The sequence below is a fragment of the Desulfoconvexum algidum genome, assembly GCF_055382125.1.
This window is the reverse complement of the sequence record NZ_AP042394.1, coordinates 2,746,756-2,770,856: the sequence shown is the minus strand read 5'-3', so window position 1 is coordinate 2,770,856 and position 24,101 is coordinate 2,746,756. Positions and strand designations below refer to the sequence as shown.

The following is a 24,101-nucleotide window of genomic DNA, read 5'->3' as shown; positions in this document are numbered from 1 at the left end:
TTACATTGCCTGTCGCAGGGCTGAAATGGTTTTTGTGTAATCGGGGGTTTTGAAAATGGCCGAACCCGCCACAAAGGAGGTGGCCCCGGCTGCATGAATTTTATGGATGGAATCGCAATTAACGCCGCCGTCCACCTGAATAATGGCAGAAGAATTTTTTTCCTTGAGCAATTGGGACAGGGCCGCAATCTTGTTAATACTGGAATCGATAAATTTTTGTCCGCCAAATCCGGGATTAACGCTCATGATGAGGACAAAATCCAGTTGATCAATGACCCACTCAATGGCGGATAGAGGGGTGCCGGGGTTCAAGGCAACCCCGGCCTTGACATCAAAACTTTTAATGAGTTGAAGGCTCCTGTGAAGATGGGGACAGGCTTCTGCGTGGACCGATATGTAATCGGCGCCGGCCTTTGCAAACTCAGGGATAATAAGATCAGGCGTTTCAATCATCAAATGAACATCTAATTTAAGTCGGGTTGCACGTTTGCAAGCTTCTACAATAATGGGGCCATAGGTGATATTAGGGACAAACTGGCCGTCCATGACATCAATATGAATCCAGTCGGCACCTGCTTGTTCAACCCTGGCAAGTTCTTCACCCAGAATGGTAAAGTCGGCCGATAATATAGACGGGGCAATTATTCCCATAATAGTTCTCCTGTATCATTGTCCGGATTCCACGGATCAATGAGTCGTGTTTTTACAAGTTCATGATCAACAAAAATATTTATTTTAGTTTTAATTCCAGCAGGAATCAATACATTAATCTCTTTTCCCGGTTTAAAAAATTCATTGAACAAATCAAGGGGAAATCCCAGATAATCGGTTTCCACCCGGACATGTCTTTTTAAAAATCCAGGGCTTAAGGTATGGGTTACCAAAATCAGCCCCCTTAAATTCTTGGGTTCAATGGAAAGACCGTCCCTGGTGCCATTGGCAATCAATTCAATGGGGGTGTAGGAAAACACGGGCCTCCCAAATTCAGGCGTCTGGGATAAGATAAGACCCTGATCCATATTTTGATCAATTTTGGAACGAATTTTCGAAACCAGGAGATGCCGGTTTTCCAAAAGGTTCACAGCGGCATTCAGACCAAGCCCGGTCAGCTCTGGCATCACCTGGGCCATGGACTCGGGCCCGCGGCTGACCAGCAAATTGCAAAGGGAATTACTTTTTACCCTGGAAAAGGCCAGGGGGTATTGGGCAATTATTTGACCTTTTCCGGTGCTGTCCGAGTGAACATAGGAGAGGGTTCCAGGTTTGAATTCTTTTTTTTCAAGGATCAAAAGGGCCGTTTTTAGTGGGACTTGGCGTAAATCCGGAAGGATAGTTTCCTTGTGACCCTTGGAAATAGTAATAACCACATCCCGACCTTTTTTTATGGTGCTGCCGGCAGGGGGATCCTGGAAGGTCACCCCGTATTTAGGAATAATGTCATCGAAGCGCGTGCCATGGAGTTTGGGATTAAGTCCCAGGTGAGTAAGGGTTTCCAATACATAGATAATATTCTTCCCCTTAAGCTCGGGAAGAATAATCTCCTTGGCACTCTTTGTAAAAACGCTGACGGCAAAATAAGCGACAGCTCCGGAAATGAAAACGGCCATGCAAAAAACAAAACCATATTTTAAAAATGGTTTCATGGGGTTTTATTAGCCCTTTTTAGTCGGGCGGCAAAAAAACCGTCCATATGCTGCCCCTCGGGATATGTTTTAAAAAAATGATCTGCAGTTTTGATCCCCTCCATGGTTGTGTCCAGAGAATAATCTTTTCGCTTTTGTAAAAAAGCCGTTATCACCTGCTCATTTTCTTCGGGTTCACAGGAACAGACCGCATATAGGAGTATGCCTCCGGGTTTGACAAGATTTGCCGCTGCGTTCAGCATTTTTTTTTGTTGGGCACAAAGCCTGAGTACATCCTTTAGGGTCCGTTTCCATTTGGTATCGGGATTTCGGCGCATGACACCTAGTCCTGAACAAGGAGCATCCAGAAGAACTCGGTCAAAATATCCATCAAAATCTTTTATCGTGGCCTTTAACAGATCAATCTGCCGTACCCGGATATTTTCAATTCCCAGTCGCCGTGCCTCAGCTTCAAGGCTTTCAAGTTTATGGGATTCCAGGTCAGCTGCAATAATCTGCCCCCGGTTGTTCATTAACTGGGCAATATGACAGGCCTTGCCCCCAAGTCCGGCACATGCATCCAGAACTATTTCACCTGGTTTGGGATTTAAAATTTGACTCACCAGCTGGGCCGCTTCATCCTGGATTTGGAAGAGGCCCTGTGAAAATCCCTCTATCTCGGTCACAGGCTTCCCCGGGCTTGAAATATTGATCCCGTCCGGGCTTTCATTTGTATACGCAACTATAAAGTTCTGGGTTTCAAGAAGAGCGCCCAGGGGTTTTCTTTGCATTCTTAATGTGTTGACCCGCAGGGTAATTGGGGGGATGGTGTTGATGGACCGGCAAAGGGCGAGGGTTTTTTCACCACCATAAAACCCTATCCATCTTTTTATCATCCAGCCAGGAAAACTGTGGCCAGTACAAATATGGGCCAATAAATTTTTATCCAGGTCGGGCAGGGCAAGGGTGTGGTGGTTTTGTTCGGCATTCCTGAGAACGGCATTGATAAAGCCTGCAGTCCCCTGGTTCGTTTGTTTTTTCGCCAGTTCAATACTGGTATTGATGGCGGCAAAAGCGGGAATCCGGTCCAGGAACAAGAGTTGAAAAAGGGCAATCCTTAAAATATACAACACCAAAATATCCAGGTTTGCAAAGGGTTTTTTCGAAAAAGATTTAATGATAAAATCAAGATACTCCCTGTGACGCAATACCCCAAATACAATTGCATTGCACAGGTTTCGATCCTGACGTGACAGACCTTCCAATTGGCTTTGAGCCGCATCAATGCTCTTGTCCAGGGTACAGGTTCTTTTTTGACACCGCATCAAAATCTTGAGTGCCATCTGGCGCGAATCAACCTTCATAGCAATTCAAACCGGGCCGGAAGATCAATTTTATGCCCCCGTAAAAAGGCATCTGCCGTTAATCTCTTTCCAGAGGATCCCATTAGTTCAAGAATTACAACCGCATTCTCGCCTGTTGCCACATGAATGCCAGACCCATTGCAATGGAAAATTTGTCCGGGATCAAGTGAGGTCTCTCGGTCACTGGGAAGAGCCCTAAAAATTTTGAACCGTTTCCCCTCCAAGAGAGTAAAGGCGCCGGGCCAGGGGGTCATGGCATTGATATGGGCACAGATTGCGCCATTGGAACGGGTCCAGTCAATTTTTCCATCTGATTTTTTCAGCATGGGCACATAGGTGGCCTTGGAATGGTCTTGGGGAATGGGGGTCAGGGTGTTCTTATTTATTTTTTGAATGGTTTCAACAATCAATTGTCCCCCCATGACGGACAACCGGTCATGGAGCTCCTGGGCGGTTTCTTCCGAGTTAATGGGGGTTGATGAGGTCAGCAGAATATCTCCTGAATCCATGCCCTTGGCCATTACCATGGTGGTGATGCCGGTTGTTGTATCCATATTCATCACCGCCGCCTGGATGGGCGCGGCTCCCCGGTAAAGGGGCAAAAGAGAGGCATGAATATTTATGGGATATATCCTGGGGATATCCAGGATTCTCTGGGACAAAAGCTGACCAAAGGCCACCACCACAAAGTAGTCTGGATGAATGGCCGCAAGTCGTTCAAAGCCTTCCTGGGTATTGAGATTTTCAGGCTGAAACACATCAAAACCTAGCTCAAGTGCTGCCTCTTTAACCGGTGGAAAACTTAATTTTTTCCCCCGGCCCCTGGGCCGATCGGGCTGGGTAACCACAAGGCTGATAGTAAAATTGTCCTGGGCCGCAAGAGCCCTTAATGCCGGGACTGAAAACCCAGGGGTTCCCATGAAAATAATATTATTTTTTTTCATTATTTTTTTATACGATTGGTTCTCTATTATTGATTTTTTAATTCTTTCATCCGCTTCTTTTTATACATGGCCCTTTTCAGGGAAGAGATCCGGTCAATGAAGAGAACACCATTCAAATGATCAATTTCATGCTGCATGATCACCGACAAGATCCCGTCTGCATCAAACTCCAGCTGTTTACCGTCAATGTTCAGGGCTTTGACTGTGACCCTCTCAAAGCGTTTGACATCGGCCCGATAATCAACCACGCTCAGGCAGCCTTCGTCTTCTGAAATAAAACTGCCATAGCTGGCAATGATTTCAGGGTTGATCAATGCGGTGATTTCTCTGGTTTCTTTTTCATATTCAGGATCCATGGCATGGGAATCATATACAATAACCCGCTTGTTAATGCCTATCTGGGGAGCGGCAAGGCCAACCCCTATATCATGGAACATGGTATCTCCCATATCTTTAATCAGTTCTTTGATCCCATCGTCAATGACATCCACCTTTACAGAAGGCTGGGCGAGAGATTTTTCCGGATACTTTACAACATTACGAACAGCCATTTTTTTCTAAAATTTCCTTTGCAATTTTAACATCATTTTTAATTTGTTCGGACAATTCATCGATGGAAGAAAACTTTTTTTCATCCCGTAACCGGGCCACCAGATTAATCCGAATCCGTGTATCATAAAGATCACCACTAAAATCAAGAATGTGCACCTCAATGGTAAACATATGATCCCCAAAGGTGGGTGAAAAACCAATATTAGCCACCCCAAGGAATGATCCTTGAATGGTTTCAACCTTGACAGCATAAACCCCAATCTTAGGGCAAAGTTCATCATGAAGTTTGATGTTGGCAGTGGGAAACCCCAACTGACTTCCCCCCCTTTTTCTTCCCCTGATAACCTTTCCCCTTATCTGGTAGTGCCGGCCCAGGTATTTCATTGCCTGCTCCACCTTTCCCTCCATAACGACGTCACGAATCCGGGTACTCGAAATCCGTTCAATCCCTGCATTTGTATCATTGATCCAAGGAGAAACAATGGTTTCAAATCCCAGCCGTTTTCCTTCGGACTTTAACAACTCGATGGTTCCGGTCCGATCTTTTCCAAAGGAATAGTCCGCCCCTATAATGATCCCCTTCATCCCTATTTTATTCACAAGGATGATTTCGATAAAATCATGGGCGGTGATGGATGCAAATGCTTTATCAAAGGGAATACAGATCAGGACATCAATTCCGGATTTTTCAATTAGCTCTGTTTTTTGATCATGCCGAGTAATTAGAGGCGGGCTTGAAATGCCCAGTGCCCTTAAAGGATGGGGCTCAAAGGTAATCGCAATGGAGGTGCCGTTTATTTCATCGGCTTTTTCCATGACCTGATGCAACAACGCTTGATGGCCCTTATGGACACCATCAAAATTTCCTATAGTGATAACAGCGTTTTTAAACGGGCTGTTAATTTGATCTAAGTTTTCAATTAATTCCATGGGTCCCTTTTTTCAATTGGAATAATATAGTCTTGACAATTGGCATAAACAAAGATATATAGCCTACCCATCGCTTTTAAGCAATCCTTAATTGCTTTCAAACGGGCGGTAAAGAGTGTGCCGAAGTGGCGGAATTGGTAGACGCACCAGTTTCAGGGACTGGCGAGTGTATACTTGTGGGAGTTCGAATCTCCCCTTCGGCACCAATCCTTAGAGCATCAAGGGTCTTGACGGATACTGACTGTCATCGATACTAAGTGGTACTTAACGGTACTGAAAGGTAATGGTGGCAGTTTTTGTATTTAGAGCAAAGACGTAATATTTTCGGATTCAGATTCAACATTCCAGCAAGACATCGAAAAACATTAGGCTATAGCATTAGAAGAAGCATTGGGGGTAACCTGGATGCTGCAAGACTCATTTCAAATAAACTCGGATCGACCCTCAGAGGTATCATGAAGAAAAAACATCTTGATTGTGATCAGGGATTTGTTTTTGCCCCAAAACCAGGATTCCAAAATGCCCCACACCTGAGTTAGGACGTACCTATCCATTTTGATACTAAAAAAAACGATCAAGAGGTCTTATATGCCGGTTAAAAAATTACCAGTTTTTCAGTTTTTATTTTTTTCGATTAATTCCTCTTTCTATAGCTTGGGCCCTCCAATACAAGGATATCAGAGTTGTACACAAGACGGTCAGCAATCGCTGTGGCAACAGTAGTGCTGTCAAAAATGTTTCCCCATTGGGCAAATGGCAAGTTGGTTGTAATCATGGTAGATTTTTTCTCATGCCTTGCACTGATTACCTGGAAAATCAGATTTGATCCCTGTTGGCCAAGCGGAAGGTACCCAATTTCATCTACGACTAAAGTATCCGGTGATTGATAATATTTAAGTTTTTTGAGCAGATTATGATCCGCTTCCGCTGCTATCAAATGATTGATCATATCCATGGCAGTAGTGAAAAGCGTTTTTATTCCAGCCTGGGTCGCAGCAAAGGCGATACATTTAGCCAAATAACTTTTTCCTGTGCCAGGATTGCCAATCATGATGATATCTTTTTTCTTCTCAATAAACTCAAGATCCATAAGGTTTAAGATTATACTTTTTTGAGCCTGTCGGGACTTGTGATAATTAAAATCAAATTGATCAATGGTGACCTTTGTATCAAGCCCGGACTGCTTGAACCTTAATACCATCCTGGCTTTATCCCGTTCTTCGATTTCAATGTCGATTAACCGTTCAATGGCTTGAAGGGGAGACAGGTTTTTTTGGTTCGCCTGTTCAATGATGCTTTCTATGTTTTGGGCACAATTTCTTAGCCTTAATGTTTTGAACTTTTCTATAACGGTATTCATGTCTTTTTCCTTTTTTTGAGGAATAGAGCATCATATTCTGCAAGGTTTGGGGAGCAAAGTCTTATCTCGTTGAGAGTATCACTTTTCAGTTTCACAGGTGGATGACAGGTTTTGGGTGTCATCTCCTGGTAAAGAATATTCTGGATATAACCCGCACCATATAATTTTAGATCCAATGCTTTGTTCAGGGCGATAATTATTGAACTGTCTCCATATTTGTCTTTCAGGGTCATTATCTGGATGATGTCCTTTTTTAATGGAGACCTTGTTTTTTCAAGTTCATTCAAATAATCCAGCGCCGTTTGACCCAAAGACAAAAAGGCAAGAACGTTTTTGTCAGCAAGCCTTCTTTTTCTAAGCTTATGAAGTTGTGATTTATGGGATTCGAGTTCGATCCTTTGTTTTTTTTCCCAGGACCGAGCATGGACGGCAATACATCGGGTTTTGTAATACATCCATACTTTTTCCTGATTTGCTTTCAAAACAACAGTTTTACCAATCGTCCAAACCGGAACACTATACGTATTGGAGTCAAATCTCACGGAAAAATCTTTATGGACATATAAGGAGTGTATTTCCCTGTAATCCGGGGCAGGATACGGAAACTTTTTAAGTCGGTATCTCTGAAGTCTTTTTACCGGGATTTCTCCTGTCGTACTATGTGTCCTGGTGTTGGCAATATTGTTTAACCATTCCATAGCCTGGGACTGGAGTTCTGGTAGGTTGTTAAATTCTCTTAATGGCAAAAAATTGTGCCGGATATAATGAATGCTTCTTTCAATTTTTCCTTTTTCATGGGGAGATCTGATATTGCAGGCCACAGGCTTGATACCAAGGGGGAGTAAAAAATGAAGAAAATTGCCATTAAAACGTATCAGAGCGCCCGTCCGTTCAGTCACCGCTGTGATCATGTTATCCACCACAAGTTCTTCCGGAGGGCCGCCAAAATACTTAAAGGCATCAAACAAAGCCTGATGAAGGGCTTCTTGTTTCTGGCTATGGGTAAAAGAAACATAAAGCATCCTGCTGTGGGATTCGATGACGGCAAGCCCATACAGCTTTCTTTTGGTTTTTCCATAGGAGATGGTCCCAAAATGCCCCCAGTCAACCTGCATTTGTTGCCCGGGTTCTGATTCAAATCGGCTATACGCCTGCTTTTTTAAGGACTGTCCCCGGATTTTACGCAGAAAATCCCTCAAAATGCTTATTTCGCCATCAAAACCCTTTTTTTGTATCTGACGTAAAACAACGGGTGCTTTGAGCTTTGGATATCTGTTTATTATTTCCCGGATATAGTCGTGGTATGGTGACAGTTTCAGCGTCCGGGCTTTCCTTTTAGATGGTTTCGACTCTGGGTTGGAGATATACTTTGATACCGTTTTCCTGCTGCAGCCAATTGCTTTTGAGATTTCTCGATTGGACATTCCCATATCTTTTAACCGGTGGATTTCAAAAATCATTCTCATGTCAATCATTGCTCCTCCTTATATTTTATGGGCACTTTTCGGCAGGGAAAGCACCTGGAACAGGGTGCCGTCATAAACGATAAGGTCTTTGTGGATCAAGCAACTGCGGGCAAAAAGATAGTCTTGTTCTTTAAGGCCCAGTTTAGAGCAGATGCTTTTGTCTCCGTAATATGAAAGTCCATGTTTGTCTGAGGCCAACACAAGGAACAGGTATAATGCCAACTCATGCCGGGTCAATGATTGTAAAAATCCGTCTGTAAGGAAACGGTGAGGGATAAAACAAAAACTCTTGCCGGTACGGCGTATCCGGTCTTGAATAAGCACTTTTTTTCTTATCATGATGCCCTCCTGGCCTGATGGGGTTCATGATCTCTGTAACACAAAATTTTTCTCCAGTCCTCGAGTCCATCTTTGCAATTATGGCGAACAGACTGGGGCTGTAGCGATAAAAATTTTTACCGGGTCCATCTTTGCAACGACGGGAACAAGCCAATATTGGCCTAAAAGCCCTTGGTTCCAGGACTTGCTCGAGTCCATCTTTGCAATACCGATAGTTCTTGATGCCTTGGAATGGACCTTGTTTTTTTGAATTTTACAGTTTCTGATTTTCTGTAAAGAGCGGTTCCTGTCGGCTTTTTTCGGATTTCTTTGACGATATTTTGTCCAGTAATCGGGGTTATTCTGAAGCCATTTCTGATTAGCCAATTTTTGATCTTTTTTGTATTCCGGGTCACATACCAATTTTTGTTTTTGCCATAGGGCTTTTCTGGTTCTTTGGCAATCCGGATCGGTACAAAAAATCTGTAGTTTATTTCTTGGCACAAAAAACGAATCGCAACCGGGACAAGGTATCGGATCCATCATTCCCTCCATGTAAACATCGTTGGGTACGAAATGGAATTATATGGAAGAAATTAAATTTTGAAAAATTTATTTTTAAGGGAATTAGATGGATTGAATTAAATCGGGCCGGGGAAGTACATTCCCGGATTTTGGGGCGGAATTAAAATCTTGATCACAATCTTGATAAACAAACCATTGATAAACTTGTGGATCAGCATATTGAAAAGGTCCTCACGATACTGGATGATCAAAGCCGTGAGACTGTCCGAAGCCTGGAGTTGGTTCAACAGAGGCTTGAGCATAATATCGAGCAACAGGGTGAATATGAAGAGGCTCTGGCACTCAGGGATTATGGTAAGGTTAAGCATCTTACAGAGAGATTGGCCCAGATGCAGATCAGGATAGTACCAGACAATTAGCGCAAAGGCTCCTTGAAGCGGTGATCAACTTGCATGAGGACCGTGCTATCAATATCAAAGGTGAGGCCATTGAGGGCAAGGTAGGGACTCAACCAGAGATAAAAACGGTAAAACCCACAGGCCCAACCATCAAAAAAATGATCAAAGCGTACAATGATCCCGGTTGGAGTAAGTCCACGGTCAGTGACTATAACTCGATCTTCAAGTTTTTATATAGACAAGCAATAAGACAAATTGGGCGTCAACCAGCAGAACTCGGAATCTCGACTCTTCTCAATCCCTTAACATTCTCGCTGGCTGGCACCCTCTGAATCTATAACCAAATATAATTTAATAATCAACATGAATAATTTTCAATTAACTGTAGACAATCACTTCAATATCAAATACCCTGACAATGGTTCCATATACTATAGTCAGGAGATTCAAATGGTTATTGGAAAAAAAATAGTCCCTTTTATCACTGAATTTGTAAATGCATTAGATGATGTTATTTCGCAACAAAAATCCGATAAAAGGCTATCGAACACACAAAAATATTGGCTTGCTTTTTGCCTTATGGGTATCCTTATTACAAAGTCAGTGTGCTGGGCAAAATTTGAGCGGGCCAGCTTTGGTCGATATAGTACTGCTGCCCTTTCCTGGGTTTTTTACCATTCTCCAATTCCATGGTCAAGATTACTTCAATATAGTGTAGAAACCATTCTTAAATTTTATGGCATCAGCCAGGGATCCCTTGTTATAGATGACACTGATAACAACCGATCTAAGAACACAAAAAATATTTGGCATGTTCACAAACTCAAAGATAAAGCCAGTGGTGGATATATTATGGGCCAAGGAATAGTCTTTATGATATTGGTCACTCCAGAGATAAGCATCCCTGTTGGCGTTGAATTTTACATGCCAGATCCTGAGTATACTGCATGGAAAAAAACTAACGATAAGCTTAAAAAACGAGGAGTTTCAGCAAAACAACGCCCTCCAAAGCCTTTAAAAAATGCTGAGTTTCCAACAAAAGTTGAAATTGCTATTAACATGGTAAAACATTTCAACGAGTGCTTTTCAAGCATTGTGATAAACTGCATCATTGCAGATGCTCTGTATGGAACAAGGCAGTTTTTCACAGGTGTTTCAAAAGTGTATAACAATGCTCAAATAATTAGCCAGATACGCAGAACGCAGAATGTTTTTATCCGGAATCGAAGACAAACTGTGGACGAGTATTTTTCAAAACATCCTGGCGTTGCTCAAGAAATGCGAATCCGTGGAGGTAAGATTATAGCAGCTACCATAGGAAGTGCCAGAATACATGTTTGTAGTTTTGGCAGAAAACTTTTTGTTATTGCGCTTAAATATGAAGGTGAAGACCAATACCGCTATATTATTGCCTCTGACCTGAGTTGGAGAACCATTGATATTGTGGAAGCATATTCACAAAGATGGCTAGTGGAGGTTTTTATTCAGGACTGGAAAGCCAATGAAGGATGGGCTACATTGACCAAGCTGCAAGGTGAAAAGGGGTCTCGCAGAGGCTTGATCCTGAGCCTTCTGGTTGATCATTGTCTTTTCTTTCATCCGGAACAAAAAGCCCGGTTTAAAAACAATCTTCCCGCACTGACTGTAGGTTGCCTACGACGCCAAACTAATCTTGAAAGCTTATTTTTGTTTATTACCGATATTCTTGATTCTGAAGATCCATATAAAGAAAGGGACCATAAATATTCAATACTGAAGGACAATTTGCTTAATTTTGAGGAATCAAAAAAACATATGATCACAAAAGATATAAACAATTTTAAACCTACAGAATCGTTAAAATACAAAAATGTTGCTTGAGTAGAGGTGTTAATGGCTAAAAAAACTTGAAGATCGAGTATAAAGGCATTGGGAAGGTACTGGAACACTTTGAAGGTGATACAGTTGTAGGTGCAATCAATCGGACCTGGGTGATCAAACATCGGGATCGACTTCTCAAACTACCCACAAAGTACCTGATGAAACATAAAGATATTGACCTTGATAAATACGAGGGTTCCACCATCAGCATTCAGAGTGTCAGCAAGCACATGACCTATCTCAGTGGACTGATTGGGTACTGCATGGATCAAGGGCACATCGAAGGTAATCCTGCCTTAAACATCAAGCTACCAAAAACCAAAACCAAGAGTACGGAGAGTGTTGGTGCCTTCACCGATGATCAGGTAAGGTCGATCCTCAAAGTAACTGAGGGAAGCTCTGGACATCATTATTGGATACCACGGGTGGCGTTGTTGAGTATGCTCAGGCGTGAAGAGATTGCACAACTTCATACAAGTGATGTAAAGCAAGATGGGGACATCTGGTATTTTGATATCAATGATACGTTTCATATGATAACATCCGTCTGTCATATGGTGAGCGTTTCTTCTCTGTGTTTAATAATATTTTCTTCTTCATGTGTATTAAAATCCTGGAGTTGTTTTCTACCGATTCCTGCAAGGGCCAAAAGGCCAACGCCAAGAATAAGCATAGTAGTTGGTTCTGATAGGTTGTGTATATGGACATGAACCCAGCTCAGGGCAGGGGGTAAAAGTAGACCAAAGGATAATACAGCAACAACAACTTTTTTCATTTTTCTTTCTCCGAATCAGTATGGTTCAGTCCATAAGCACACAACAGTAACTGATACAGCAAAAAGAGTGCCACAAGCAACATTCCCTTAACGAAGGGCTTCTTAGTGATTTTCGGTCTATTCTTGGTAATTATTTTGGTAAAAAAAGTACGTATTTATGTAAAAAATGTTACAATTATTGTATTTTTAGTACACACTTTGTCTGGTCTTGAGCAGAAATATAGATTTTCTTTATTGACTTAAAGCCCTGCTTGGATTAGGACATAGTCGTTGTACAAACTGGCATAATTGAGTTTGGCAGCATACCGGATATTTTAAATATTCAAAGTAGTTGAGTGTCTTGATAGTAACTTCTCAATAAATGCGGGAGAGGAATTATATTGAAATCGAAGTAGCTTGCATCCTTGCGGCCATAATATCAGATAGCAAGGGGATGTCCTTTTTATTCTGGACTCGATCCATAAGGTAATTCCAAAATGAAACACCTAATTTCCTGCAAGTTTTCTTAATGCTTGTAAATATGTCTCGGCATGCTTGCCCAGAAGCACTTCGGGTTGATCCACTTATTTTTCGTTTCTTTACATAGCATTAGCCCGAAATATTGCGTTAGGGGTTCCTTTCGGAGAATAATGGGAACATGAATGCCAGGAAGGAACTATGATGGTTTGATCGGACACACTTCCCTGGTAATGGCCAGATACAATATCCTGAGTCTGTTCCAAAGGAAAAGCGTTGACCAACGGTCCTTTGGAAATTTATTCAGAGCCTGCAATGAAGAATTGGCCAACCTAACTTTCCTTGATGCGCTAACTTAGGATAATGCAATTAGCCATGTATAGGTTACGAAAAGTTTATAAATTGTCTGAGAAGGTCAATTATAATTTTGTTACGTCAAGTACATTAATAACCGCAATGGAGAGGTTTCCCGCAAAAATCAGGTAACCAATATATCAAATTGAAAGAACACTACTGGTTTAAAATTTTAATAACCCTTGATAAGATAGACGAACACTTTCTGTCAAAGCAAAGAGTTTATAACCGCTAAACCTTCTATCGTTACCAGACCTTCTTTCAGGGGAATACGTCACATATGATAACATCCGTCTGTCATATATTGATTGTCTATTGTTATTTTTTAATGATATTTTTTTCTTCATCTGTATTTAACTCCTGAAGTTGTTTTCTACCGATACTTGCAATTCCTAAAAGGCCAAACCCGAGAAAAAGCATAGCAGTTGGCCCTGGTATTGTGATAGCGGGGGATAAAAGAGTATCAGCTTGTGTAGCAATAGGGACTAAAAGAAATCCGACAGAGATAATAACAGCAATAACTTTTTTCATTTTTATGTCTCCAACAACTATGTGGTAAATTCAATAAATGTTCAACAACAAAGAATATTGCAAAAACGAGGCCAGAGTAGACTTTCTTCTATTGATAGAGCTCTTAGCATTTGTGACCCAAAATTTAAAAATGCTTTTAGCACAATAAAGTTATATTTTTGGGTAAAATATATCACAATATATCAAAAAATGAACTCAAAGGACTTCAGGCATTACGGCAAAAACTCGGAGCAATGCATCTCACGGTTCTACTCCAGTCCAAGTCAACAGTAAAAATAAAAAACAAGTGCGAAAAGGGAACCATTCAAAGGGATAATTGTCCAGCTTGTTGTCGAAAAAGCCTAATACAATGCTACCTTTAAAGAGATGGTGGACCGAAGAACCAACAGAGTTTCCATCAGACTTGAAACCTATTAGGATATTCGGTTGTAGGTAAGCGCTCTATAAACCCCATCTTTTCATGTGGTTTGACCCGTGACATATTAAGCCAAACTTAAATATCTAAGGAGGCTCAATCAATTATGACAGATCAAATTCAAGAGGATAATCCGAATCAAGAGCGTTACCAATACTGGCAAACCCATATAAAAGCGTGGACCCGTAATGGGTTAAGCCAAGTAGAATATTGCAGGCAAAACGGTTTGAGACCCAATCGCTTTACATATTGGAAACGTAAACTTCAAAGAAAAGATTTGCCGATAGAGTTTGTCCAGGTTCCCACACAGCCTGATACTCAATTTTATTTTACCAAAATGAGAGTAGATCCCCCCTGCGACTTATTGTTAAATCAGACTATGCCATAGAAATTCCGGATGGTTTTTCTTCTGATACCTTAGAACAGGTCTTGTTGACCTTGAAGGGGGTGTAATGTTTTTATCTTCAGTCAATATTAAGGTCTATCTGGCCTTGGGCACTACCGATATGCGAAAATCTATTAACGGATTATCCATTCTGGTCAGCGAACAGATGGAGCTTAATCCCTTTTCCGGCCATCTATTCGTTTTTTGTAACCGCCAAAAAAATATGCTTAAAATTCTGTACTGGGAAAGGAATGGATTCTGTCTATGGCATAAAAGGCTTGAAAAGCATTCTTTCAAATGGCCGTCTTCAAAAGAAGAGATTTTGACCATCGGAAAAAGAGAACTTACCTGGTTGATGGACGGGCTTGATATCAGCCAAAAACAAGCCCATAAAACCTTGAATTATTCAACAATTTACTTAAAAAATCTATAAATTTTCAAGCAGTTATGCTATATAAAAGCATGACTTGTGAAACTCAAATAGAGACTGAGAATGTTGCTCCACTAAAGAAAATTATTGATTCTTTTCTCATAAAAGAAAAAGTGAGAAAATATCATCAGACGACGGACAGCTTTCTCTTTTTGAAACACCGGAACAGGATTTCCCAATTGTGGAGCAGCCTGAAGATGATGATATAGAAATCTCCGGCCATACACGGAAAAAACGTGGGCGGAAAGCGATTCCAGAGGATCTCCCCCGCATAGATGTCATCCATGATGTGGACGAGACAGAAAAACATTGTGAGTGCGGTTGTGAAAAAACCTGTATAGGCCAGGAAATTTCAGAACAGCTGGATATTATCCCTGCAACAATCCAGGTGATTCGAAATGTCCGTCTAAAATACGCCTGCAAAAATTGTGAGGGCGTTGAAAGTGAAGGTCCTACGGTTACAATTGCCCGGATGCCGGAACAACTTATTCCAAAATCCATTGGAACACCAGGGCTGATTGCTTTTGTCATAGCGGCCAAATTTATTGATGCTTTGCCTTTTTATCGTCAGGAAAAACAATTTCTAAGAATTGGTGTTAAACTTTCCAGGGCCACCATGTGCAATTAGGCTCAAAAAATTGCACAAAGTTGTGAAATTCTCCTTATGATGCTTAAAGAGGAGATTCTTTCCGGCCCGTTAATTAATATTGATGAGACTCCGGTCCAAGTTCTTAAAGAGCCGGGGAAAACCAGTCAGTCGAAATCATATATGTGGATATTCCGGGGTGGTACCCAAGAACATCCAGGGATACTGTTTGAATATCACCCAACTCGTTCAGGTGATGTGCCCGCTGAATTTTTGAAAAACTATAAAGGCGTTGTTCAGACGGACGGGTATTCTGGCTATGAATTTCTTGACCATATTCTAGTAATCCTGCACATGGGATGTTGGGCACACCTGCGTCGTAAATTCCTTGATGTCGTGAAGGCTGCCGGTAAACCAAAGGATGGCAAGAGTAAATCGGGCAATGCTGATCAAGCACTGAAGTACATCCGAAAACTTTATAAAATTGAGAAGGATGCCAAAAAGTTGGGCCTGGTGAATGAGGATCTCCTCAGAGAACGACAGGAAAAAGCAAAACCGATTTTGGAGGAATTCAAGCGCTGGTTGGATACTAAAAGCGAACAGACACCGCCAAAAGGATTACTGGGCAAAGCGATTGGCTACGCCTTAAATCAATGGCACCGACTTGTTATTTATGCTGATACATACCATGTGACCATGGACAATAATATGGCTTTATTCTCATTTTTAGAAAATCCTCAGGATTGGGTGAAAGCGGCTTAAATAAAAGACTTTTTTCTTAAATCCTGAGGATTTTATAATACTACAAATAGTATGATACTGAAATTACAATTAAATTATGGAGGTAATTTCATGTATCAAAATTATGACAAGGCGGTTGATAAGATAAATAAACATCTCATCAAAAGCCATTTTTCAAAATCTGTTATTTACAATCATTTAAATTGTTATCGTTCCTTCAAGCAATACCTGGAGGTAGAACAACTTCCATATTCACATGGCGTGGCGCTAAAATGGTTAAACGATAACAGAGCAAAGTGGCAGCACCCCAAATTTAAGCCATTCAGACTTTCCCTTTTTCAAATTAATGACGTCATTCAGAATGGGTGTATCACTACCAATAAATATGTATATGAAAGCTCGTGCAATTACGACAAACTCCCCAAATGGTGCAGGTTATTACTTGATGATTATCTGAATGAATTTTCACAATCATTCTCTGAAGGCTATGTTAGTCAACGGAGAATAGCATGTTCTAAATTTTTAATTTATCTTAGCTATAATGGTGGAAAGAGTATAAAGGATATCAATTATAAAAATATTATAGGATATTATAACCAAAACGAACATCGTACAGTCCAGGCTAAAAATCTAAACAGCCGTAGTATACGACATTTTTTTACCTATCTGGCCGATAAAGAATTGATATCTGCATCATTGCCGTATGTGTTGAAGCAGGATGTCATTCCAAAAATAATCATCATAAATGAACTTTCTGCAACCACAAAAGATTGTTTTTATAACTCAAACCAATCTTCAGACAAAATTCCCACCGGCGAATATTTTGCCATTGCTAAGGAATTAGGTAATACTTGTCTTGCCCGTCATAACTATTCAAAGAGTATCAAGAGAGTATTTTGCAAAGCATGGAGGAACTTATATATTTTTCTTGAGGCAAATGGACTTAGTTATTCATATGAAACAGCGAAATACTGGTGCATTTGCCAAAAAAACTATACTCTTCAATGGAGATCTTACCGGCGTGCCGTAAAACTTTTTGAACAGTACAGGATTTTCGGTGATATCAAACCAAACATGGTATATTCGTACAAAAAAAATCCGGTTAACACACTACCCGAATGGAGTAGAAGTCTGCTTCTTGACTTTTTATCCAAAAAGCAAAAAGAGGGGAATGCAACATCTACAGTCTGCATGTATCGTTCTTCATGCTTAAGGTTTTTAAAATATCTTGATCAAAAAGAAATCAAATGCTGTGCATCAATACGCCCTGAAATTATAAAGAAATTTCATATTTCAGACCCACATTCAACAGCAGAAGCAAGAAATGCATACAGTGTAAGAATACGAGGGTTTCTAAACTATCTTGCTGACCTGGGATATGTGCCGATAACACTTCAGTTGGCCCTGACGACCCAAAAAGCCCAAAAAACAAAAATTGTTGAGATACTTACCAATGAGGAAATTATTTCGATTTACACCTTCATAACAAATGCAGAAAAACCTTTGGAATTAAGAAATATTGCTATTGTACTCCTTGGGCTTCGGATGGGGCTGCGCGCCTCCGATATTATAAGTATAAAATTTTCTGATATTTCATGGAATGAACGTGCTATATCTGTGCAGCAACAAAAAACGAACAATTTTTTAAAACTTCCTATGCCGGTAGATGTTGGAAACAGTCTTTATAGATATATCATGAATGGAAGGCCCCGCATGCCTTCTGATTATTTATTTATCACTCACAGGGTTCCTTATGACAAACTTCACGCAGGATGTTGCCGCCGAGCCTTAAACAAAGTGTTAGATAAACGGAAAAATGGTTTTCACATTACCAGAAAAACATTTGCATCCCTTATGCTTAAAAGCAAAACGAATACTGACACAATCGCAGATTCACTCGGGCACAGCAACAATTCAACCGTTCTTAAATATCTGGCAACAGATAGCAATACCATGCGGCAATGTGCCCTATCACTGAAAGACATTGAAGTGAAAGGGGGAATACTGTCATGAATAAAAAATATATTTATAGCAGCAGTCTTGCCCCATATATCAAAGGATTAATCGATCAGAAAAGGGCCGATGGCTTTATATATGAGTATGAGGCGTATATCTTAAAAACTTTTGATATTTTTTGTATAGATAATGGTTTCTGTGGCAACATAATAACACGCGATCTTGTAATGGAATGGGCTGTCCAAAGAAAAACAGAGGGTCTTAATTACCGTAATCAGAGAGTTTCTTTCGTACGACAGCTATCTTTATACATGAATTCGCTTGGAATTAATTCATACATACCCCGTAAGACAGCTTCAACAGCTTCCACTGTTCCTCATATATTTAATTCAGAGGAATTAAAGGCATTTTATAAGGCAGTTGATTCTTATCGTCCCCAAAATGAGAAATGGCATCGTTTTTCCATGGAGTACCAAGTCATCTTTAGGCTTTATTACTGTTGTGGTTTACGGTTGGCAGAAGCTTGTAATCTCAGAGTAAATGATGTTGATCTTCATGATGGTATTCTGAAAATCATGCACTCGAAAGGAAATAAGGACAGGCTTGTATATATGGCAGATGATATTACTGAACTGTGTAGAAAATATCACCAAAGAATAGTATCCATATTGCCATCTACAGAATGGTTTTTCCCAGGTAAAGACTGTAATCAGCCTATCCAAAAACACAACTTAGATAAAAAATTTAAGCAGCTTTGGAACATGACACCTTTTGCGGATACCTGTGATAAAGCACCCACTATACATGCATTGAGGCATACGTTCGTTGTGGATAAAATGAACGAATGGATGCTATGTGGAATCAAGCTAAATTTCATGATGCCATATCTTGCCAGATATCTCGGTCATTCAAGCGTTGAAGGTACTTTTTACTATTACCATCATGTGGACAGGGCTTTTCAGATTGTGCGCGATAAAGATTCACTCTCAGATAGAATAATCCCGGGGGTAGTTCCATATGAAGAATAAAAAGATGCAAACCGATTCACTATTTTTTTCCATGACTTTGGAGTTTCTTGAAACATATCTGCCACGTCAATTAGGGAGGAGTCCTAAAACCATTAAATCTTATAAAGATTCTCTGACAATTTTTAGAAGATATTTGCATGATGAATGCCATATATCTATCACTACATTTAAATTTAAAGAATGCGATCAGAAATGTATTCAGAATTTTATTATATATCTAAAAGATAATGGTAATAGCCCTGGAACATGTAATCAAAGGCTTACCGCAATAAAATCCTACCTGTGGTTTGCTTCAGACAGAAATATTGCACTACAGTCAGTAGCACTATGTATCTCCAGAATACCCCAATGCAAAACCCCTAAGCAAGAGAAAGAAACACTAACTGAAAAATCTATAACCGCAATTTTACGGTCACCACAAAAAACAAAAATGGGACTGCGTGACCGTGTTATCATGATACTTCTTTATGATTCTGCAGTAAGATTAAGTGAATTGTTATGCCTTACACTGAAGGATCTTTCCCTGCAAACGAATGAACCTTATATAAGAATTTCAGGAAAGGGAAATAAAGAACGTATTGTGGCAATCACACTTAAAACGGCAGAACATTTGAAGCAATACTTGTTGGCATATCATAAAAATGAAATAAATATGAAACAGTATGTGTTCTATACTAAAATAAAAGGAGTTACTGATAAAATGTCTCCCGGGAATGTGGAGCGTTTTATCAAGCAGTATGCAAATTGTGCAAGAAAAAAATATTCTCAAATACCATTAAAGGTATATCCCCACATGTTCAGAAGGACCAGGGCAACCAATCTCTACCAGAATGGAGTGGAGCTTGAACTTGTATCGAGAATCCTCGGGCATTCTTCGACTGAAACAACAAAAATCTATGCAAAACCATCGTTAGAAATGCTCAGAAAGGCGATCGAATCTGTAGAAACACCTGAAAAAACAATTGAAGGACCATTGTGGACCGCCTGCAGCGAGGATGAAATGGCTAAACTGTGTGGGATAAGATAAAGATAATCCTCAGGATTTAAGAGAGATCTCTTTTATTTAAGCAACTTTCAGCCAATCCTGAGGATTTTCTAAAAATGAGGATAAAGCCATAAATCCTCATGTAAGGATTTATCTGCGAAAACACCATCCGGCCGTTCGTCATTGGACGAAAAAACTGGTTATTCAGTGGGACACCCGCGGGCGCAGCCGCCAGTGCTGCCATCTATAGCCTGATTGAAACAGCCAAGGCAAATGGCCTTGAACCCTACTGGTACCTGCGTTATCTCTTTGAAAATCTTCCTGAAGCCATGACCAAGGATGATTATAGAGCTTTGCTGCCCCAATACCTGAATAAGTCTCAACTTGCAGGCCCTGCTAATATCTCATAATCAGTTGTGCCTGCCAAGGTGTGGTTTATAGAGCGCTTACGGTTGTAGCATAAGGTTTACCTTTCGTCACACCCTCCACGAATTCTGAACCTAAAGCCGATTAAAAGTTAACTATTTTGTTACAGAATAATTTTCTTTGACTGCAAAATAAATATTTTTTTTGTTGACATGAATCCTTGTTTCGATTATTAATCACCATCTTCTGTTGTGGGGCTGTAGCTCAGCTGGGAGAGCGTACGGCTGGCAGCCGTAAGGTCAGGGGTTCGATCCCCCTCAGCTCCACCAACATCCAATCAAGTCGCTGTTAATGCAGCGGCTTTTTTTGTTTTAGGCCTCTCTGATTTTAAATTCTTCAACTGCCATACACTTTTGCCATACACTTTTATATTGATGGAGGCTCAAATGTATAAGGCGTTATCACCGACTTACCTTTTAAAAGATCCCTACTCCTACTATTTCCGGATCAAAACCCCCAAAGACCTTTTAACCATTTTATCCAGAAAAGAGTTGAGATTTTCTTTAAAAACAGGCAACCTTTCCAAGGCCAAAGCCATGGCCAGACTGCTTGCTGGACAAATCCAGTTATTATTTAGAAAAATAAGGAGGGGTATGAACTTAACAAATGAACAGATTCTTCAGATAATCAAAAATTACAGGGACAAGCTTTTTCAGGAATACAATCAGCCTGTGATGTATTGTCAGGATACAAAAAGCTGGCCTGAAGATCAGACAGAGATTGAAGTCCAATATCTGGATGGTAAAATCCGTTATACCAAAGAAAAGGTAAATTTATGTGATTATTCCGAAGTGGAAGCAGTTGTGGACAAATTATTAGCGGAGGAGGGGATATCTAAAAAAGAAATTAATAAAAAATCCGTAAAATACTCCAAACTCTGCTCTGGCATTTTGAGATCACAGATTGACAGTGATGAACATGATCTAAAAAGATTGGCCACTGGTAAATTTTCTGATGATATTGAAAATGTTTTTAAGGAAGGGTTGCCAGGTTCTTTTGCTTTGCCCCAACAAAATTCCAAAAAAGAACCTGTTAAACATTCCAAGACTATAAGCCAGGTCATGGATGACTTTTTTGAAAAAGGGGAACGGGAAGATACATGGTCAGACAAAACTCAGGGGGAAATTGAATCAAATCTGAATCTCCTGATAGAATTTTTTGGGGATGTTCCAATTAATACCATTAACCGGGCTATGATGCTGGAATATCAAAAAGCACTCTGGCAGTTGCCACCCAGAATGACCCAGACCAAAAAATACCAGGGTAAAACCATCCATGAAGTGCTGGCAATGGAACCAACGGAAACAATCAAAGCCCACACCTACAACAATTACATGGGTAGAGCCATTAAACTCTTTGATTTTGCAGTTAAAAGTGAAAAGATGGACAAAAATCCTGCCACTGATCTAAAAATGAAGATTAACAAAAGGAATACTGATGCCAGGGAAATATTTGATAAAGCAGATCTTATAAATATTTTTAATTCTGACCAGTACCTCAGTGATATTTTTAAAAAGCCATATCAATTCTGGATTCCGGTAATGGCACTGTTCACAGGTGCCAGGCTGAATGAAATTGCACAGCTTCATCTTTCAGACTTCCAGCAGTATGAAGGTGTCTGGTGTATTAATATCAATGAAAATTCTGAAGACAAACGGCTTAAAAACCTTGCCAGTCACAGACTGGTTCCCTTGCACCCATTCCTGGTAGAAGATTTGGGGATTATTAAAAGGGTAGGGCAGTTAAAACAAAAAGGGGCTGAAAGGTTTTTCATAGAATTGCCTCCTGGCAGGGATGGTTATGGAAAAAATGTCAGCAGATGGTTTAATGAAAGTTACAAACAGTCCTGTGGTATCCCCGGTGGATCTAAAAAAGTCTTCCATAGTTTCCGACATACCTTTGCCACAAACCTGGCACATAATGATATCAATGACCACAGCCTAAAATCCTTAATGGGACACTCTGAGGGATCTGTTACCTTTGATACTTATGCAAAAAGGGGTTTCCCCACCAAGCTATACAAGGATCTTGTGGGTCACCTGGATTATGGGATCAATCTGGATCATCTGAAAGGCAGCAAATATGTTATCAAATAGTTAACTTGGCAAAATAAAAAAGAAAGCGGTGGAAACATCACCCTTTCTGCGTCTATATGCTTTCAGTAGTGAAAGTATCCATCCCCCTGATCATATTCCCCTGTACGATATGAGTTCCAGTTTACCCAAACAACCCTTTCCCATCCGATCCATTATCATTGTTAAATCCTGGATCAAAAATGGGCCATTTCCTGAAAAAGCCTAACCGTTTACCCATGATCATTAAAACTTTTCGCTGTAAGTGGGCATTTTAATCTGGGATTGTGGTGGAAAATATGAATCAGTATCAGATAGCTGCCCGAAGGGCAGTGGGTTATGCCGGGATTGCCAGTTAGCAACTATTTATATTAATAACTTGCCTATGGGAAAAGCCTTTGAATGAAGGTTATCAAAGGAATAAGTTGATTCTTAACGTGCTTTTCATAATCTTCTGATAAGAGTTCGTATCCATGACATAGCGGTTTCGATGGCCCAATCGGTTTGTGGTATTGATAATACGGGCATTGGCTCTGAGCCAGGACCGTGACCAAGACTATTCCTGACTTTACGAAAATAGTCTTTAAGTATTTCACTTTCCCAAACAGCCAGAATCCTTCCATTGGCTTTACTCACAAGATTATCAATGTAATGAGATGCACCGGACTCTTTACCACGGGTTAAGCCTTTTTTATCAGATACTATCTTTATTGTACTTTCAAGAGACTTGGCGGCAAAAAGTGCAGGATCTTTGTCATTAGAATCTCGGCGGTCGAGCGCCTCTTTCATGTCAATATCTACGTTCTTCCAAAGCGGATCTGCAACTAAATTCCAGAAGGGTTTGGCAATATTTTGTTCAATGACCTCATCCATCGAGACTTGAATGAATCCATTATGGTAAGATAACGGTGCTCTTGCCCGACGGAATCGTTCATTCAGTTCTGATACTTGAGCATCGAAAATTGAGTTTTGAGTCTGATTCAAAGCTTTGGCACCGTCAACGGCACTTCCCGGCAGACGAATACCTCTTGAGGGCGATTTGTCATGTAGCGCCGCATTAGCAAGCACCTGTGGTAGCCGTGCATTCAACTGCTTTATTTTCTCACCCCGAAGACGCATAGATAGTTCAATAAAGCTTATTCGCTCTTTTATAAATCGGTCGGGGTCTCGATGCCCCTCTAAAAACTGAGCCTTGACGAATTGTTCACATACGTAGTCCCAACCCCAAAAACCTTGTGCCTGAAACTCCTGACCAACGACATTTTTCTGTGTATAGGAATAATATCTTTTCGAGAGCTCATTAACACCTAATTCACGAGTTAACTGATCATGAAGATATTTCCATCCTGTTTTGTTTTCTTCAATCTCTTTACCTTCGGAATTATAGTATGGCAAAGCTTCTTTTACGATTCCAAATGCTTGATTTAGCAGTCGCTGCTCAATCTCTGTATATTCTTGCCAAATAGGATGGTCGAGGTACCGGTAAGCAAATATATCGGTGAGCATTTTATGTCCTTATGACGCTTAACAATATGATTAACGGACCCGGTTATTAATTATTATCAGGCTGCTAACCGTATATCCTGAAAATTTGGATAATATCCAACAACTTGTAGGCAAGT

Annotated in this window: 20 protein-coding genes, 2 tRNA genes and 4 pseudogenes; 13 read left to right on the top strand and 13 right to left on the bottom strand. The window is 40.5% G+C overall.

The genetic code is table 11. From position 1 onward, the window contains the following. From rpe to ACZ45G_RS12725, 6 genes are read right to left on the bottom strand one after another with little or no spacing between them, the layout of a single operon-like run. The gene (gene rpe / locus ACZ45G_RS12750) at window positions 1–651 is read right to left on the bottom strand and encodes a ribulose-phosphate 3-epimerase (RefSeq protein ID WP_464178640.1); all 651 of its coding nucleotides are present in this window, start codon (window positions 649–651) and stop codon (window positions 1–3) included. Then, complete coding sequence (locus ACZ45G_RS12745) at window positions 642–1,643, bottom strand: PASTA domain-containing protein (protein WP_464178638.1); 1,002 nt, start codon at window positions 1,641–1,643, stop codon at window positions 642–644. Before ACZ45G_RS12745 ends, rpe begins: the two co-directional genes overlap by 10 nt. Then, window positions 1,640–2,986 (bottom strand): 16S rRNA (cytosine(967)-C(5))-methyltransferase RsmB, encoded by a 1,347-nt coding sequence (gene rsmB, locus ACZ45G_RS12740; protein WP_464178635.1) that lies wholly within the window; start codon window positions 2,984–2,986, stop codon window positions 1,640–1,642. The genes ACZ45G_RS12745 and rsmB overlap by 4 nt, the downstream gene beginning before the upstream one ends. Beyond that, the gene (gene fmt / locus ACZ45G_RS12735; protein WP_464178633.1) at window positions 2,983–3,930 is read right to left on the bottom strand and encodes a methionyl-tRNA formyltransferase; all 948 of its coding nucleotides are present in this window, start codon (window positions 3,928–3,930) and stop codon (window positions 2,983–2,985) included. The genes rsmB and fmt overlap by 4 nt, the downstream gene beginning before the upstream one ends. 26 nt (window positions 3,931–3,956) lie before the next feature. Continuing rightward, window positions 3,957–4,481, bottom strand: coding sequence for a peptide deformylase (def, locus tag ACZ45G_RS12730; protein ID WP_464178631.1), 525 nt, complete (start codon window positions 4,479–4,481; stop codon window positions 3,957–3,959). Beyond that, window positions 4,468–5,412, bottom strand: a complete 945-nt coding sequence (locus ACZ45G_RS12725; protein WP_464178629.1) for a bifunctional riboflavin kinase/FAD synthetase — start codon at window positions 5,410–5,412, stop codon at window positions 4,468–4,470. The genes def and ACZ45G_RS12725 overlap by 14 nt, the downstream gene beginning before the upstream one ends. Window positions 5,413–5,531: 119 nt before the next feature. On the opposite strand from ACZ45G_RS12725, the gene ACZ45G_RS12720 reads away from it, so the two are divergent. After that, window positions 5,532–5,618: transfer RNA gene (locus ACZ45G_RS12720), tRNA-Leu, on the top strand. Window positions 5,619–6,046: 428 nt separating this feature from the next. Here ACZ45G_RS12720 and istB read toward each other — a convergent pair. The 4 genes from istB to ACZ45G_RS12700 all read right to left on the bottom strand — a co-directional run bounded on the left by istB (window position 6,047) and on the right by ACZ45G_RS12700 (window position 9,102). Next, on the bottom strand, window positions 6,047–6,772 hold the full coding sequence (gene istB, locus ACZ45G_RS12715) for an IS21-like element helper ATPase IstB (protein WP_464171863.1): 726 nt from the start codon (window positions 6,770–6,772) through the stop codon (window positions 6,047–6,049). After that, the gene (gene istA / locus ACZ45G_RS12710) at window positions 6,769–8,247 is read right to left on the bottom strand and encodes an IS21 family transposase (RefSeq protein WP_464178527.1); all 1,479 of its coding nucleotides are present in this window, start codon (window positions 8,245–8,247) and stop codon (window positions 6,769–6,771) included. Before istA ends, istB begins: the two co-directional genes overlap by 4 nt. Window positions 8,248–8,256: 9 nt before the next feature. Next, the gene (locus ACZ45G_RS12705; RefSeq protein ID WP_464171865.1) at window positions 8,257–8,577 is read right to left on the bottom strand and encodes a hypothetical protein; all 321 of its coding nucleotides are present in this window, start codon (window positions 8,575–8,577) and stop codon (window positions 8,257–8,259) included. A 78-nt stretch (window positions 8,578–8,655) separates the two neighbouring features. Then, on the bottom strand, window positions 8,656–9,102 hold the full coding sequence (locus ACZ45G_RS12700) for a hypothetical protein (protein WP_464178627.1): 447 nt from the start codon (window positions 9,100–9,102) through the stop codon (window positions 8,656–8,658). Window positions 9,103–9,929: 827 nt separating this feature from the next. Here ACZ45G_RS12700 and ACZ45G_RS12695 point away from each other — a divergent pair. Then, the gene (locus ACZ45G_RS12695; RefSeq protein ID WP_464178625.1) at window positions 9,930–11,339 is read left to right on the top strand and encodes a transposase; all 1,410 of its coding nucleotides are present in this window, start codon (window positions 9,930–9,932) and stop codon (window positions 11,337–11,339) included. 550 nt (window positions 11,340–11,889) lie between these two features. Here ACZ45G_RS12695 and ACZ45G_RS12690 read toward each other — a convergent pair. After that, on the bottom strand, window positions 11,890–12,114 hold the full coding sequence (locus tag ACZ45G_RS12690; RefSeq protein WP_464178623.1) for a PEP-CTERM sorting domain-containing protein: 225 nt from the start codon (window positions 12,112–12,114) through the stop codon (window positions 11,890–11,892). A gap of 650 nt (window positions 12,115–12,764) precedes the next feature. Between ACZ45G_RS12690 and ACZ45G_RS12685 the strand changes: the two are divergent. Continuing rightward, window positions 12,765–12,987 (top strand): annotated as a pseudogene (locus ACZ45G_RS12685) (IS4 family transposase); the annotation flags it as partial. A 255-nt stretch (window positions 12,988–13,242) separates the two neighbouring features. Here the strand turns inward: ACZ45G_RS12685 and ACZ45G_RS12680 are convergent. Continuing rightward, on the bottom strand, window positions 13,243–13,455 hold the full coding sequence (locus tag ACZ45G_RS12680; RefSeq protein ID WP_464178621.1) for a hypothetical protein: 213 nt from the start codon (window positions 13,453–13,455) through the stop codon (window positions 13,243–13,245). Window positions 13,456–13,976: 521 nt separating this feature from the next. Between ACZ45G_RS12680 and tnpA the strand changes: the two genes are divergently transcribed. The 10 genes and pseudogenes from tnpA to ACZ45G_RS12630 all read left to right on the top strand — a co-directional run bounded on the left by tnpA (window position 13,977) and on the right by ACZ45G_RS12630 (window position 22,503). Next, complete coding sequence (gene tnpA, locus ACZ45G_RS12675; RefSeq protein WP_464178618.1) at window positions 13,977–14,258, top strand: IS66 family insertion sequence element accessory protein TnpA; 282 nt, start codon at window positions 13,977–13,979, stop codon at window positions 14,256–14,258. Between the two features lie 64 nt (window positions 14,259–14,322). Further along, complete coding sequence (tnpB, locus tag ACZ45G_RS12670; protein WP_464178616.1) at window positions 14,323–14,688, top strand: IS66 family insertion sequence element accessory protein TnpB; 366 nt, start codon at window positions 14,323–14,325, stop codon at window positions 14,686–14,688. A gap of 103 nt (window positions 14,689–14,791) precedes the next feature. Then, window positions 14,792–16,021 (top strand): annotated as a pseudogene (tnpC, locus tag ACZ45G_RS12665) (IS66 family transposase); the annotation flags it as partial. 102 nt (window positions 16,022–16,123) lie between these two features. Next, entirely contained in the window at window positions 16,124–18,025 is a 1,902-nt protein-coding gene (locus tag ACZ45G_RS12660; protein ID WP_464178614.1) for a tyrosine-type recombinase/integrase, read from the top strand. Then, the gene (locus ACZ45G_RS12655; RefSeq protein WP_464178612.1) at window positions 18,022–18,996 is read left to right on the top strand and encodes a tyrosine-type recombinase/integrase; all 975 of its coding nucleotides are present in this window, start codon (window positions 18,022–18,024) and stop codon (window positions 18,994–18,996) included. Before ACZ45G_RS12660 ends, ACZ45G_RS12655 begins: the two co-directional genes overlap by 4 nt. Then, complete coding sequence (locus ACZ45G_RS12650; RefSeq protein WP_464178610.1) at window positions 18,986–20,023, top strand: tyrosine-type recombinase/integrase; 1,038 nt, start codon at window positions 18,986–18,988, stop codon at window positions 20,021–20,023. The genes ACZ45G_RS12655 and ACZ45G_RS12650 overlap by 11 nt, the downstream gene beginning before the upstream one ends. A gap of 116 nt (window positions 20,024–20,139) precedes the next feature. After that, window positions 20,140–20,391: pseudogene (locus ACZ45G_RS12645) on the top strand (transposase domain-containing protein); the annotation flags it as partial. Between the two features lie 209 nt (window positions 20,392–20,600). Continuing rightward, window positions 20,601–20,676: transfer RNA gene (locus tag ACZ45G_RS12640), tRNA-Ala, on the top strand. Window positions 20,677–20,781: 105 nt separating this feature from the next. Next, window positions 20,782–20,985 (top strand): annotated as a pseudogene (locus ACZ45G_RS12635) (DUF6538 domain-containing protein); the annotation flags it as partial. Window positions 20,986–21,000: 15 nt separating this feature from the next. Further along, on the top strand, window positions 21,001–22,503 hold the full coding sequence (locus tag ACZ45G_RS12630; protein WP_464179943.1) for a site-specific integrase: 1,503 nt from the start codon (window positions 21,001–21,003) through the stop codon (window positions 22,501–22,503). Between the two features lie 420 nt (window positions 22,504–22,923). Here the strand turns inward: ACZ45G_RS12630 and ACZ45G_RS12625 are convergent, their stop codons facing one another. Further along, window positions 22,924–23,985, bottom strand: a complete 1,062-nt coding sequence (locus ACZ45G_RS12625; protein ID WP_464178608.1) for an AbiJ-NTD4 domain-containing protein — start codon at window positions 23,983–23,985, stop codon at window positions 22,924–22,926. Between the last annotated feature and the right edge of the window lie 116 nt (window positions 23,986–24,101).